Source organism: Symbiopectobacterium purcellii (genome assembly GCF_052050035.1).
Classification (GTDB): domain Bacteria; phylum Pseudomonadota; class Gammaproteobacteria; order Enterobacterales; family Enterobacteriaceae; genus Symbiopectobacterium; species Symbiopectobacterium purcellii_A.
Window position 1 is genome coordinate 415402 of the sequence record NZ_CP189882.1, and the last position, 13208, is coordinate 428609.

Consider the following 13208-nt stretch of genomic DNA (forward strand, 5'->3'; position numbering starts at 1 on the left):
CGACTTAATTTTGATTACACCATATGGACTGAGAACAAACTCTCTGTATCGCAACCCATCTCTCTTTTTTTGCTTTTTGCTTGTGCCCATTTATGCTCAATTGGGTTAAGATCTGGCGAATATGTAGGCAAATACTCCACCATATACCCTGCATCGATGATGACTTGTTGAATATTATGTTTTTTGTGAAAAGTGGCATTGTCCATCATGATTACACTGTTTTTAGGGAGTACTGGGATAAGGACTTGTGTGACCCAGGCATAGAAAACATCGCTGTTAATATTGATATCAAATAATCCGATAGCAAACAGCGTTGTGCCTAATAAAGCGCCGATAACATTTGTTCTTCCCCTAGCTCCCCAGTTCTTCAGGCCAAAACACCGTTGACCTTTTGGGGAATAGCCGTGAGTCCGTGGGGCATCGTGTGAAAAACCACTTTCATCAATAAAAACAATAGGTTTACCTTCTTTTTCATACTGTTGCTTTTTTTGTTGAAATCCCTGCCGGGCGTTTTCGTCGGCTTTCGGATGACGTAGAGTTTTTTTTATAGGTCAATCCCAGCTTTTTAAGCGCTTGCCAAATGGCCTTCTGACAAACGCCAAAACGCTCTGCACGTTCTTTTTGGTAAGCATCTGGATATTGTTCAACATCTTTTATCAACTCGGATTTATCGATCTTTCGCTGACGCGTGGTCGATGCTTTTGACTCTATTTGATTAATCCAACGCGATACAGAGGCAGGGCCAATCCGAAATTGCTTCGCTGTTTCTCGGATACTCAACCCTTCGTTTTTCCGTGTAGATATCACTTTACGTCTAAAATCAATTGAATAGCTCATTTAAATAATGTAATCAAAATTAAGTCGTTTAGCTATAAAGCTGGTTGCTGATACTCTCGACGCCCTTCAGACGGGCAGACGCGGCAGAAAGCTCCGCCTCTGTCTGGACAAAGGCTATGAAGCCGGATGGCTGGAGGCCTGTCTGAAAAGTCGTCGTTACGAACCTCATATCCAGTCAAGGAAAGAGGAGTCGGAAGCCATCAAAAACACGGATTTTAAAGCTCACCGCTGGGTAGTGGAGAGAACGCACAGCTGGATGAATCGCTTTCGTCGGGTTCTGACTCGCTGGGAGAAGAAAGTCGAAAATTATGAGGCGATGCTGCATTTTACCTGCGGCATCATTGTCTGGAATAAAATCCTATTGGGATAGGCTCTTAATCCGAATCAACATTGACAGGATTAAAGCGCGTGACAGGGGCCCCGAGCTGAGTCTGTAAAGAATTTTGTGTAAATGGCTCCATTGCTTAACCGGAGATTCGTTCTCCATACATCAACATGAAATGGCTCATAGCAGGTTTCCAGTCTCTGATTGGCAAGGTCCATTTAGCAGAGATATTATGCAAGGCTAGATAGAGTAATTTTATCACCGAGTCATCCGTTGGAAATATTCGTCGCGTTTTCGTTATCTTGCGCAATGAAGCATTTAACGACTCTATCGCGTTGGTGGTGTAGATAACCTTGCGGATCTCCGGCGGAAAGTCAAAAATGACGATGAGACGTTCCCAATTATTTCTCCACGACGGGCTGATCGTCGGGAACTGCTCATCCCATTTGGCCGCGAAGGCATCCAGGGCCTCTTCAGCGCCCTCTAGCGTTGCGGAACTATAGATGGTGCGCAGGTCAGCAGCAACGGCCTTACGCTCTTTCCAGCCGACGTAGCGCAGCGAGTTCCGCAACTGATGCACAATGCAGAGCTGTACCCGCGTATGCGGGTAAACAGCTTCAATGGCATCAGGAAAGCCTTTCAGGCCATCGCAGCAGGCGACGAAGATGTCCTGTAGCCCACGATTTTTCAGTTCTGTCATCACAGATAACCAGAACTTGGCCCCCTCAGTTTTGGCTATCCATAGCCCCAGCAGCTCTTTTTCGCCCTGGCCGTTGACGCCGAGGGCCAGATAAACAGACTTGTTGGCCACGGCTCCGCCGTCCTGGCTTTTGACAACAATACAGTCAAGGTAAACAATGGGATAAAGCGCATCCAGCGGCCGTTGCTGCCAGCGCTTAACGTCATCCATCACAGCATTGGTCACTTGAGAAATGAAGCCAGCGGAAACATCGACCCCGTAGACTTCTTTAAAGTGTGCCTGAATATCACGGGTTGATAACCCTCTGGAATAGAGAGAAATAATGCGGTCATCGAAGCCGTTAAGCTGTTTTTCGTTCTTACCGATCAGTGTCGGCTCGAAGGTACTGTTGCGGTCGCGCGGAATATCGAGCTCGATCTCCCCATTTTGGCTACGTACGCTTTTTGATGTCTTGCCATTGCGGGAGTTGCCTGAATGATTACCTGCCGGGTCATGCTTAGCATACCCAAGGTGCATCTCCATCTCAGCTTCAAGAACCCTGCACTGGTCAAGTAAATCAGGACACTTTTTTCTCAGCCATTTGTTCATAACGCACCGGAGACAGATCCCCGTTAGCGGCATGATGCCTGTCTAGGTTGTAGTAGCGGATATATAGCCAACCGACTTAAAAATGATTACATCCTATGCCCTGATATGCGGCAAAGAAGCATAGCTGGCTGTTATCAAAATAATGTCGCTTGGCTATACGTCGCCACATCCTGCTCCATGTAAGCCCGTGTTGGCTGGGGTACCAGCAGCAACCATTCATGTTTCAGACTGCCCCAGAAGCGCTCCATCACCGCATTATCCCAGCAGGCACCCACGTCTCCCATACTGCTCCTCAGCCTGTAGCTGCTCAGCAGCGCCTGAAAGCGTTGTCCCGTGTACTGCGCCCCCCTGTCCGTATGCACCACCAGGCCCGGCGGGGGAGTTCGCAGGTTATATGCCTTCATCAGGGCCCCGCAGACCAGCGATGAGGTCATCCGTCTGTCCACCTGCCAGCCCACTATCTGCCGGGAGTACAAATCCATAATAGCCGCCAGATACAGCCAGCCTTCACCGGTCTTCAGATACGTGATGTCACTCGCCCACACCTGATTTGGCCCCGGCGGGTTAAAATTCTGGTTCAGCAGGTTTGGGGCCACCTCTGCACCCGGGCGGGGTTTTGTCGTGACCTTATAAGTCCGGCGCTGTCGGCAGACCAGCCCCTCTTCCTGCATGAGTTTCCTCACCCGCCAGCGGCTGATTATGATGCCTTCTCCACGAAGCCTTTTGACCAGCGTCCGGCTTCCTGCTCCCTGCCTGCTGGCGGCGAACAGCGCCTTTAACCTGACCCGGACCTCCACGTCTTTTTGCAGCGGTTCGGCGGGCTTTTTTCGCCATGCATACCAGGCAGAGGCCGTCACACGCATGACCCGACAGAGTGTACGAACGCTGAAGTCAGTGGCATTGTCGAGAATGAACCGGTATCTCACCACATATGTTTCGCGAAGAAGGCACTCGCCTTTTTTAGTATCTCCTTCTCTGTACGTAACTCTTTGTTTTCCTTTTGTAACCGTTTTAACTCTGCACGTTCATCATCGCTGAGTACGCCGTTGCTCTGCTCGCGTGCCAGCGAGACCCATGTATGCAGGGTTTTGTTGCTTATGCCCAGCGATGCTGCTGCCCTGGCTATCGTATAGCCCTGCTCTGTTACCAGGGCAACGGCTTCCTTTTTAAACTCAGGGGTAAATTGTCGTTTATGGTTCACTAAACACCTCCGTTTTGGATGTAAGTTTAGTGTCCTGATTATTCAACCACTACACCCGTTCCGCCAGTCTTTTAGTCAGCACCTTGAGTAGGCCTGATTCACCCAGCAGATCCTGAGGGGAGTGACAATCTTGAAGCAGTTGGTCAATAAGTTCGTTGCTGATAGGCATTTTGTTATCCTTTGAAGGTTTTCCTCAAAATGCCATTTACACAGATTATTTTACAGTCTCCAACTTGGGCGACAACTACCTTGACACGCACCGGTAAAGCCATTTCCTGAAAACCACTTCGATGCGCTGCTCAATATTGATGCCTACCACTACTTTGGCGCCAGCTCAGCCTTTTTCGATAGCCACCTTGCGCCGTGGATCAAACCCGGAGGCCGCGTCGCGATCGTTATTCCAGGTTTAAAAAGGCCTTTCGATCGCGGTGTTCCTCCTGAACTGGCCCCCTTTTGGCAGTCCGGTATGAATTTCTTTACCGTCGACTGGTGGCGGCAACTCTGGCAGCAAAGCGCCTATTTGCAGATAGCGGAATGCACCGAGAGCACTCGTTGCGAACATGCCTGGCAAGCATGGCTAGCTTGCTCACACCCCTATGCCATACGCGATCGCGACATGATGGCCGCGGCTTTGTTGAATAATTTAACCGTTTGATTTACATCTTCTTTAGTTAGAATGCATTTACAGAGAATGTATTTTGTTAGAACGACAAATCAAATAGTTAGCACAATAAAAAGCATTCCGAGAGGAAAAATTAGTCGTTGAGATTTTATAATGCTTATATAAATCAGTATCTTAAATTATTCAACAAAGCCGATGGCCGCCGAAGCGGGGCACTGGTTTAACTTCACTAAAATGACGGGCGTTACCCGTAAATAACACAATCCCCCCCTCTTCAGAGGGGGAATACCTGAGAATGGTTTTCAAACATCACAACGACGCCCGGCATGTTGTCCAACAAACAACAGCGATAAAGGCACTTTATTCGTGCCATTTAATCAAATTATTTGAGCAGGACAAACACTGTACATACCGTTACACAGCAACGCTCATCATCGCCGATAAGCCTGGTATATAATGAAAAAAGGCAGGAACCGACACCCTGTAAAGATATAAAGCAACAAACTTTAAACAAATGAATATCATGTAATTATAAATTGTATAATGAAAATCAAAAATACTTTCTGCCTACATATCCTGATGGCGATCCTGGCTATCCTGTTCCTCAGCGTTCCCCCGCTGGTGAGAACCGCTGATCCAGCGCTGACTTTCCAACCGCTGATTAAATCAATGGAAGGAACGCCAAAGGAACGCAAGCAAAACATGGCGACTATTTCCCATGCTTTACAGGGCAATGCGATTTTCTTTATCGGTGCATCTGAAGTTTCTACTTCCGAAGATGAACATTACGCTGTTTATAATTACTTCAATAACCAGTTGCATCGTCCTTTAGTGGCTTACGGTGATAGTTACGTCGATAGCATCACGCATTTTTTACTGCTCTCGCGTTTTAAAAATGACATTAACGCCAATAGTAAAATTGTTCTGATGTTAGCACCTGATACTTTTTATTCTGAAGGCATTCCTCCGGCCATTTTTGCCAACAATTTTCCCTCATCCGTGTTTAATACCTTGATGAAAGATATGTTGGCGCGCCCGTTGCTGGTCAAATATTTACGCAATATTGATAAAGACGATATCAGCCACTTAACCTTCAGCCAGATGGAAATCTATGGCTGGTATCCGGAAATTATATGGCAGGAAGTGAGTTACCTCTTTGCTAATTTCTGCAAGATGGTAAAAAACGAGTGGCTGGCAATGCTGAACATTACCCCACAACCGGAAAAACCCTGGCCGGAACAGCCCGTCAACCTCGTAAATCCGGATTGGGATATGGCGTTGGCCCACGCGCGCGAGCTCAACAAATCGCGCCAGCAAAGCGCTGACACGATGTGGATGGATAAGTCGATTTTTGCTGACGATAACACGCCGGATGAGTGGGACAACGCGCCAGCAATCCCCTCGCAACTGGAAGCGTTGCGAGCGACGGTCAAGCTGCTGAAAGCGCGCAACGCCCAGTTTGTGGTGGTTGTCGACCCGATTAATCCGTGGGCGATTAAAAACTCAGAGAAATTCCAGGTAGTCGATCAACAGATCCGAACGATGCTGGAGCAGCATCGGGTTCCCTATTTTGATATGTATGCCCAGCACTATCAGAACGGCTGGAACTGGGATCGTTTGCATCCCACTGAATTGGCATGGGTTGCCATAGACCGCTTTATTGCTGAGAGTTTTAAACGATGAAAACTGCCCTTCGCCTTTTTTTCCTTTATTTCTTTCTGGCGGTCACTGTGGTTGCGTGGACCTCTGTTGATGACAGCATGGATTTGAAAGTGCATTTCGAATACCAAAAATTCTGAAGGGGAAATGATGTATAGCTCCGGAACGTTTTTTTTCCTTCTGTTTTCATCAGCGCTACTGTTTGCGCTGGTCAACCGCGTATTACATTATCGGTTGACCTATTTGTCTGCTTTTTCTGTGCTGGCAGCATTTGGCTGGGCGTATATTTTACAGGGTGATTATCTCATTCCCGTAGCAGTTTTTCTTGGGTTTTATCTGCTGGTCACATTAAAAGAAAAAGGCTGGTTAAAAACCTGGCAGGCCGTCAGTTTGACATTGCTTCCTATGTTCCTGGTGAAATTAGATCTCAACAACCACTGGAACATGATTGGCTTGTCATTCATGACCTTCCGTGCCGTTGACGTACTGCTTTACCGCAGCAAAAAAGACGGCCACCGTTTTCTGCATTATTTCTGCTACCTGTTTATGCCATTTATTATCCTGGCAGGCCCAATGTATCGCTGGCGTACATGGATTAATGACATTAATAAACCGGTGTTTACACTTACCCGTGAACAGTTTTTACTGTCCATGGAACAAATTTTTACTGGCATTATCCAGAAATACCTATTAGCCACGCTCATTGATACTCTGGTGGTTCAACCGTGGAGCCATCAGCCGTTTACGTTAAGCGTGGGTGTGGTTATGTCTCTGGCCTACAGCGCTTACCTCTATTTTGACTTTGCAGGCTACAGCAATATGGCTATCGGGGCCGGACGCTTATTTGGCCTGAATATCCCGGCAAACTTCAATATGCCTTTTTTGGCAAAGAACCCGCAGGATTTTTGGCGACGCTTCCACATCAGCCTGTCTGAATGGCTGAGGGATGTGGTCTTTATGCCGATTTATATGAATCTGATGAAGCTCGACTTTTTCCGTCAGAACAAAACGCTGGCGCAGAATATTGGTATTTTCTGCACCCTGTTTTGTATGGGGGCGTGGAACGGGCTGGAACGACACTATGTCATCAGCGGCGCATTGTTTGGCGCCATCTCTGTTGCTCACAATATGCTGCAATGGTCGGCGAAACGCAGCCCGGTGCTGAGCAATTGGTTAGACCATCCGGTTAGTGAGTTTACGGGTCGAATGTTGACGCTAGCAAGCGCCGCGGCCTCCCTCTATATTTTTAGCGGAATGTCACCTCTATGAACCAACACAGCGAGCGTCTAGAACTGCAAAATTTTCTGCGTGCGGCCTTACTCGACCCGGCCAACCCACAGCAACCGGCGATTAGCGGTAGTGATGAAGCCCTGACCTGGCAACAACTCTCTGTTGCTGTCACCGACTGGGCAAAACGCTACCACCACTGCCAGCGGTCAGCTGGCCCACCGATAGTGATCTACGGACATCAGCAGGCAGAGTTTGCCGTTGCAATCTACAGTTGCCTGCTGCACAACATTCCGTATATCCCGGCGGACTGCATTTACCCACAGGAGCGGCTCAAAGAGATTTGCCAACTGGCAAGCGCCCCTTACTATTATGACGTGGCAACCCGGCAATTTGTTGCCACGGGCGTGACCGAGCAGGCACTCGTTGAGCAGGATCTCGCCTATATCATGTTCACCTCTGGCAGCACAGGAAAGCCAAAGGGTGTGCAAATCGGGCGTGAAAGCCTGTGGCATTTTATGAAGTGGGTGCGTCAGGATTTTGCGCTGCCGGAAGTGCCGGTGCTGATGAACCATGCGGTGTTCAGCTTCGATCTCTCGCTGATTCCACTACTGGCAAACCTGGCCACCGGTGGGCATATCGTGCTGAATGCGAAAGAGGATATTGCCGCAGAAAACTGGCTTGACGGCCTGAAAAGCAACGGCGTTTCCGTGTGGGTTTCCACGCCCTCTTTTGCCTATCAACGTCTGCTTTCACCCCAGTTTAGCAGTGACTACTTGCCCGACCTGAGCGTCTTTGTGTTCATCGGCGAAGTGTTAAACAAAGCGCTAGTAAAACAACTGCGCCGCCGCTTCCCGCACGCCAAAATCCTTAACTCTTACGGCCCAACGGAAGCCACCATCGCGACCACGGTTATCGACATTACCGATGACATCCTGCACAGCGAAAACGATCTGCTGCCGATTGGCGTAATGATGCCGGATTCCAGAATGGAAATTACCTCTGATGGTGAGTTGATTATTTGGGGCAAAAACGTGATGCGTGGCTACCTCGGATTGGCGAAAGAGAATGCCGAGAAATTGCTGCATCGGGAAAGCGAAATGTTCCGCGGCTACAGAACCGGCGATCTGGGCTACGAAAATGTGGATGGGCTGCTTTACTGCCAGGGCCGCAATGACAGCCAGATTAAATTCAATGGCTATCGCATTGAAATCAACGAAATCGAAAATCGACTGCTGGCCATGTCAGATATCAGCGAAGCGGTGGTTCTGCCGTTGATGAAATCGGGGGGTGGCGTTTTGCGTATTGCCGCATTCTGCGTGACGCACTTAGCCCCGGAGGCGATTAGAACCTTGCTGTCGAAGGTGATCCCGCATTACATGGTGCCTTCTCAAATTATCATTAAAGACGCATTGCCGCTTAACCCTAACGGCAAAATTGATCGTAAGTTGCTGGACTATCACGCCCGCACCAACTAATTACACCAGGAAAAAATGATGGAACAAGAAATTCTCGCTCTGTTTGAAAAGGTTTTATCCCGCAAAGTGGGCTTTAATGATGAGCTGATTGAGTCCGATATTCTCGACTCTATTCTGGCGGTAGATCTGGTGCTGGAAGTGCAGGACGTTTACGGGTGCATGATTCCCCCGACAGAAGTCGCGACCGTACTGAAAACCCCAGCAGATTTAGCGCGTTACATTGAAGAAAATCGCGGCTAATCGCCCAACAGCGAAGAAATTCTTGCTCACCGCGCTCACCTCAGATGGCGTCACCTGGGGTGAGCGTTGAGCGAGAGAGAATCGCCTCCGCTACCTTTTCAGACGCTCAATCAATTGGCGCTGATAATCAGGTAGCTTGCTGCTGCTGGCGTTCTGAAACACAAGCGGCGTAAGATACGTCATACCTGCATGCAGAACGCTTGCTTTCATGGGTAAAAAGACATCCGCAAGCGTAACACCAATTCGCCCCGCCTCTCCGTAAGTAGACGATCCTCCAGCAGCGGTGCTGACAATGAGCATCTCTTTACCCTGCCACACTCCGGGCCCCACGCTGCCCCAGGTGTCGTTCAACCAGGCTTTAATCATGGGCGTAATGTTAAACCAGTGGGTAGGAAAGATGAAAACAACGCGTGGATACTCGCGCATAATCCGGCGTTCTTCTTCGCCATCGATATTACGGGTGTCAAAACCATAGACCGTCTCAAGATTACGAACCGTTACGCCTTCAACGCGCTCCGCCGCCTCCTGCAATCCCTTCGTCAGAACAGAGCGTTCCGGATAAGGATGGGAAACAATAACCAGTGTTTTCACGGCACTCTGATCGTGACTCATCGCTTCGCGGAACGGTAGCAGGAAAAGAAAAGTAACAGCAAATACCCTTTTTACGACGCTAAAAAAGTGTGCCCAATTCATCTTTTCGCTCATTGATTCATTCTGCGTTTCAACGGCTTGTAGTGGCATACTGAATTTGGCCACCTAAGTAGAGGTGATATGCTTACCTCATAATTTTTATAGGTGCCAAAATGAGTAAAATAATTACTGCTGAATTTAAATGTGAAACCGCCAAATTAGTCCTTGTCCAAAATTATACCTACCAGGAAGCCGCGAAAGCCATGAACGTCAGTCTTTCAGCGATTAGCCGGTGGGTAAGAGCCCTTCGTTTAGAACGTCAAGGGAAAACATCGCCTGGTCTGCCATTATAGCTAAACGACTTAATTTTGATTACATTATTTAAATGAGCTATTCAATTGATTTTAGACGTAAAGTGATATCTACACGGAAAAACGAAGGGTTGAGTATCCGAGAAACAGCGAAGCAATTTCGGATTGGCCCTGCCTCTGTATCGCGTTGGATTAATCAAATAGAGTCAAAAGCATCGACCACGCGTCAGCGAAAGATCGATAAATCCGAGTTGATAAAAGATGTTGAACAATATCCAGATGCTTACCAAAAAGAACGTGCAGAGCGTTTTGGCGTTTGTCAGAAGGCCATTTGGCAAGCGCTTAAAAAGCTGGGATTGACCTATAAAAAAAACTCTACGTCATCCGAAAGCCGACGAAAACGCCCGGCAGGGATTTCAACAAAAAAAACAACAGTATGAAAAAGAAGGTAAACCTATTGTTTTTATTGATGAAAGTGGTTTTTCACACGATGCCCCACGGACTCACGGCTATTCCCCAAAAGGTCAACGGTGTTTTGGCCTGAAGAACTGGGGAGCTAGGGGAAGAACAAATGTTATCGGCGCTTTATTAGGCACAACGCTGTTTGCTATCGGATTATTTGATATCAATATTAACAGCGATGTTTTCTATGCCTGGGTCACACAAGTCCTTATCCCAGTACTCCCTAAAAACAGTGTAATCATGATGGACAATGCCACTTTTCACAAAAAACATAATATTCAACAAGTCATCATCGATGCAGGGTATATGGTGGAGTATTTGCCTACATATTCGCCAGATCTTAACCCAATTGAGCATAAATGGGCACAAGCAAAAAGCAAAAAAAGAGAGATGGGTTGCGATACAGAGAGTTTGTTCTCAGTCCATATGGTGTAATCAAAATTAAGTCGCTTGGCTATAACACCTGAACAAATTGAGTTCAGAGAAATGAAGAAAAAAATCCACCGACTGGAAATGGAGAATGCCATCTTAAAAAAGGCTACTGCGCTCTTAATGTCCGACTCACTGAAAAATTCTCGGTAGTTGAAAAGCTAAGAGCGCTTTATCCAGTGAAAGCGTTGTGTCGTATTTTTAATGTTCACCGAAGCAGTTATCGCTATTGGTGTCGACCTAAGGAGCCAGATATTGAGCGGACGATAAAACGTAGCCTGGTCAGCGAAGCGTGGAACGTTAGTGGCGGGTCTGCGGGCGCAAGGACTATCGCCACGATGGTTACCAATACACACGACGTGAAACTTGGGCGGTGGTTAGCGGGTAAGTTGATGAAAGAATTAACCCTCGTTAGTTGCCAAACAAGAAAACATCAATACAACAGCGGTGGAAATGAACGTATTGATATTCCAAATCTGCTCAATAGGCAGTTCGCTGTTACCAAGCCTGACCAGGTTTGGTGCGGCGATGTAACCTATATTTGGACAGGCGACCGATGGGCGTATCTGGCGGTGGTATTAGATTTATTTGCGGCTTTATTGAATAAATCGAACGTTCAGGGGATCGCCGGATCAGAGCACTATCATCGCTCCCGATAGCAGCTCCCCATGGCAAAGCAAAAGTTTAAAATCACCAACTGGCCCACATACAACAAAGCACTCAGACAACGTGGCTCCCTGACGGTCTGGCTTGATGAGTCGGCCATCGCTGCATGGACTGACAGTGCTTCGCCTTAAGGTCGTGGTCGGCCGCTTTACTACACCGATATGGCTGTTACCACGGTTTTGATGATAAAGCGCGTGTTTAACCTGTCGCTCCGGGCATTACAGGGCTTTGTCGACTCGGTTTTTACACTGATGAGCCTGCCACTGCGCTGCCCGGACTACTCTCTGGTCAGTCGGCGGGCAAAAACCGTCAGTATCAGCATAAAAACGCCAACGCGTGGTGAAATCTCGCATCTGGTCATCGACAGTACCGGTCTGAAGGTCTTTGGCGAAGGTGAATGGAAAGTCAGGCAGCATGGGGCTGACAGACGAAGAGTGTGGCGCAAGCTTCATCTGGCAGCAGACAGCGCAACGCATGAGATTATCTGTGCCGACTTATAGCTAAACGACTTAATTTTGATTACATTATTTAAATGAGCTATTCAATTGATTTTAGACGTAAAGTGATATCTACACGGAAAAACGAAGGGTTGAGTATCCGAGAAACAGCGAAGCAATTTCGGATTGGCCCTGCCTCTGTATCGCGTTGGATTAATCAAATAGAGTCAAAAGCATCGACCACGCGTCAGCGAAAGATCGATAAATCCGAGTTGATAAAAGATGTTGAACAATATCCAGATGCTTACCAAAAAGAACGTGCAGAGCGTTTTGGCGTTTGTCAGAAGGCCATTTGGCAAGCGCTTAAAAAGCTGGGATTGACCTATAAAAAAAACTCTACGTCATCCGAAAGCCGACGAAAACGCCCGGCAGGGATTTCAACAAAAAAAACAACAGTATGAAAAAGAAGGTAAACCTATTGTTTTTATTGATGAAAGTGGTTTTTCACACGATGCCCCACGGACTCACGGCTATTCCCCAAAAGGTCAACGGTGTTTTGGCCTGAAGAACTGGGGAGCTAGGGGAAGAACAAATGTTATCGGCGCTTTATTAGGCACAACGCTGTTTGCTATCGGATTATTTGATATCAATATTAACAGCGATGTTTTCTATGCCTGGGTCACACAAGTCCTTATCCCAGTACTCCCTAAAAACAGTGTAATCATGATGGACAATGCCACTTTTCACAAAAAACATAATATTCAACAAGTCATCATCGATGCAGGGTATATGGTGGAGTATTTGCCTACATATTCGCCAGATCTTAACCCAATTGAGCATAAATGGGCACAAGCAAAAAGCAAAAAAAGAGAGATGGGTTGCGATACAGAGAGTTTGTTCTCAGTCCATATGGTGTAATCAAAATTAAGTCGCTTGGCTATATCGCTCAGCGGAACGACAGATGCGCAGGCACTGCCGGGCCTGATTAACCAAACCCACCGAAAAATCAGGGAAGTGTCAGCAGACGGTGCTTATGACGCCCGTTACTGCCACGATGCGTTGCTAAGAAAGAAAATCAGGCCCCTTATCCCGCCGCGAAGCGGAGCCAAATACTGGCCGGACAAGTACCATGAACGTAACCATGCGGTGGCGAATCAGCGTCTGAGCGGGAGTAATGATATGTGGAAAAAGAAAGTGGGTTATCACCGGCGTTCAGTGGCAGAAACAGCGATGTTCCGCATAAAAACTTTGCTGGGTGGCCATCTGAGCCTGCGTGACTATGAGGCTCAAGTAGGTGAAACCATGGCGATGGTCAAAGCGCTGAACCGTATGACGTTGTTGGGTATGCCACACAGCGTCAGGATAGGATAACAGGTGTAGCAGAGGGAGTCATCCT

11 protein-coding genes and 7 pseudogenes are annotated in these 13208 nt (G+C 47.6%); 13 read left to right on the top strand and 5 right to left on the bottom strand.

Features of this window, described 5'->3' with window-relative positions; genetic code table 11:
• Positions 1–14 precede the first annotated feature (14 nt).
• Together ACQGXV_RS03905 and ACQGXV_RS03910 are read right to left on the bottom strand one after the other, a co-directional pair.
• Complete coding sequence (locus ACQGXV_RS03905; RefSeq protein ID WP_440862665.1) at positions 15–548, bottom strand: IS630 family transposase; 534 nt, start codon at positions 546–548, stop codon at positions 15–17.
• Entirely contained in the window at positions 472–837 is a 366-nt protein-coding gene (locus tag ACQGXV_RS03910) for an IS630 transposase-related protein (RefSeq protein ID WP_440864944.1), read from the bottom strand. Before ACQGXV_RS03910 ends, ACQGXV_RS03905 begins: the two co-directional genes overlap by 77 nt.
• A gap of 34 nt (positions 838–871) precedes the next feature.
• Between ACQGXV_RS03910 and ACQGXV_RS03915 the strand changes: the two are divergent.
• Positions 872–1207 (top strand): annotated as a pseudogene (locus ACQGXV_RS03915) (transposase); the annotation flags it as partial.
• A gap of 94 nt (positions 1208–1301) precedes the next feature.
• On the opposite strand, the pseudogene ACQGXV_RS03920 reads toward ACQGXV_RS03915, so the two are convergent.
• Both ACQGXV_RS03920 and ACQGXV_RS03925 read right to left on the bottom strand, forming a co-directional pair.
• A pseudogene (locus tag ACQGXV_RS03920) lies at positions 1302–2402 on the bottom strand (IS256 family transposase); the annotation flags it as partial.
• 16 nt (positions 2403–2418) lie between these two features.
• A pseudogene (locus ACQGXV_RS03925) lies at positions 2419–3651 on the bottom strand (IS3 family transposase).
• A gap of 1165 nt (positions 3652–4816) precedes the next feature.
• Here ACQGXV_RS03925 and ACQGXV_RS03930 point away from each other — a divergent pair.
• The 4 genes from ACQGXV_RS03930 (at position 4817) to ACQGXV_RS03945 (ending at position 8877) form a co-directional block, all read left to right on the top strand.
• Positions 4817–5956 carry a D-alanyl-lipoteichoic acid biosynthesis protein DltD gene (locus ACQGXV_RS03930; protein WP_440864945.1) on the top strand — a complete coding sequence of 380 codons (1140 nt, stop codon included), beginning with the start codon at positions 4817–4819 and terminating at the stop codon, positions 5954–5956.
• Positions 5957–6082: 126 nt separating this feature from the next.
• The gene (locus tag ACQGXV_RS03935) at positions 6083–7201 is read left to right on the top strand and encodes an MBOAT family O-acyltransferase (RefSeq protein WP_440867213.1); all 1119 of its coding nucleotides are present in this window, start codon (positions 6083–6085) and stop codon (positions 7199–7201) included.
• Entirely contained in the window at positions 7198–8637 is a 1440-nt protein-coding gene (locus ACQGXV_RS03940) for an AMP-binding protein (RefSeq protein WP_440864946.1), read from the top strand. The genes ACQGXV_RS03935 and ACQGXV_RS03940 overlap by 4 nt, the downstream gene beginning before the upstream one ends.
• A gap of 18 nt (positions 8638–8655) precedes the next feature.
• The gene (locus ACQGXV_RS03945) at positions 8656–8877 is read left to right on the top strand and encodes an acyl carrier protein (protein ID WP_440867214.1); all 222 of its coding nucleotides are present in this window, start codon (positions 8656–8658) and stop codon (positions 8875–8877) included.
• 90 nt (positions 8878–8967) lie between these two features.
• Here ACQGXV_RS03945 and ACQGXV_RS03950 read toward each other — a convergent pair whose 3' ends face one another.
• Complete coding sequence (locus tag ACQGXV_RS03950; protein ID WP_440867216.1) at positions 8968–9570, bottom strand: NAD(P)H-dependent oxidoreductase; 603 nt, start codon at positions 9568–9570, stop codon at positions 8968–8970.
• Between the two features lie 110 nt (positions 9571–9680).
• Between ACQGXV_RS03950 and ACQGXV_RS03955 the strand changes: the two are divergent.
• The 8 genes and pseudogenes from ACQGXV_RS03955 to ACQGXV_RS03990 all read left to right on the top strand — a co-directional run.
• A pseudogene (locus ACQGXV_RS03955) lies at positions 9681–9857 on the top strand (transposase); the annotation flags it as partial.
• A 35-nt stretch (positions 9858–9892) separates the two neighbouring features.
• Complete coding sequence (locus tag ACQGXV_RS03960) at positions 9893–10258, top strand: IS630 transposase-related protein (protein WP_440862584.1); 366 nt, start codon at positions 9893–9895, stop codon at positions 10256–10258.
• A complete protein-coding gene (locus tag ACQGXV_RS03965; protein ID WP_440862665.1) occupies positions 10182–10715 on the top strand; it encodes an IS630 family transposase in 534 nt (177 codons plus the stop codon). Before ACQGXV_RS03960 ends, ACQGXV_RS03965 begins: the two co-directional genes overlap by 77 nt.
• A gap of 21 nt (positions 10716–10736) precedes the next feature.
• Positions 10737–11302, top strand: a pseudogene (locus ACQGXV_RS03970) (IS3 family transposase); the annotation flags it as partial.
• 75 nt (positions 11303–11377) lie between these two features.
• Positions 11378–11872: pseudogene (locus ACQGXV_RS03975) on the top strand (IS5 family transposase); the annotation flags it as partial.
• A 35-nt stretch (positions 11873–11907) separates the two neighbouring features.
• Complete coding sequence (locus ACQGXV_RS03980; RefSeq protein WP_440862584.1) at positions 11908–12273, top strand: IS630 transposase-related protein; 366 nt, start codon at positions 11908–11910, stop codon at positions 12271–12273.
• Complete coding sequence (locus tag ACQGXV_RS03985) at positions 12197–12730, top strand: IS630 family transposase (RefSeq protein WP_440862665.1); 534 nt, start codon at positions 12197–12199, stop codon at positions 12728–12730. Before ACQGXV_RS03980 ends, ACQGXV_RS03985 begins: the two co-directional genes overlap by 77 nt.
• Positions 12731–12751: 21 nt before the next feature.
• Positions 12752–13183: pseudogene (locus ACQGXV_RS03990) on the top strand (IS5 family transposase); the annotation flags it as partial.
• Positions 13184–13208: the final 25 nt, after the last annotated feature.

Coding starts and splice junctions, on each gene's coding strand:
- ACQGXV_RS03935 (WP_440867213.1), top strand. CDS start 6,083: ATGTATAGCTCCGGAACGTTTTTTTTCCTTCTGTTTTCATCAGCGCTA.
- ACQGXV_RS03980 (WP_440862584.1), top strand. CDS start 11,908: ATGAGCTATTCAATTGATTTTAGACGTAAAGTGATATCTACACGGAAA.
- ACQGXV_RS03945 (WP_440867214.1), top strand. CDS start 8,656: ATGGAACAAGAAATTCTCGCTCTGTTTGAAAAGGTTTTATCCCGCAAA.
- ACQGXV_RS03910 (WP_440864944.1), bottom strand. CDS start 837: ATGAGCTATTCAATTGATTTTAGACGTAAAGTGATATCTACACGGAAA.
- ACQGXV_RS03930 (WP_440864945.1), top strand. CDS start 4,817: ATGAAAATCAAAAATACTTTCTGCCTACATATCCTGATGGCGATCCTG.
- ACQGXV_RS03950 (WP_440867216.1), bottom strand. CDS start 9,570: ATGAATTGGGCACACTTTTTTAGCGTCGTAAAAAGGGTATTTGCTGTT.
- ACQGXV_RS03940 (WP_440864946.1), top strand. CDS start 7,198: ATGAACCAACACAGCGAGCGTCTAGAACTGCAAAATTTTCTGCGTGCG.
- ACQGXV_RS03960 (WP_440862584.1), top strand. CDS start 9,893: ATGAGCTATTCAATTGATTTTAGACGTAAAGTGATATCTACACGGAAA.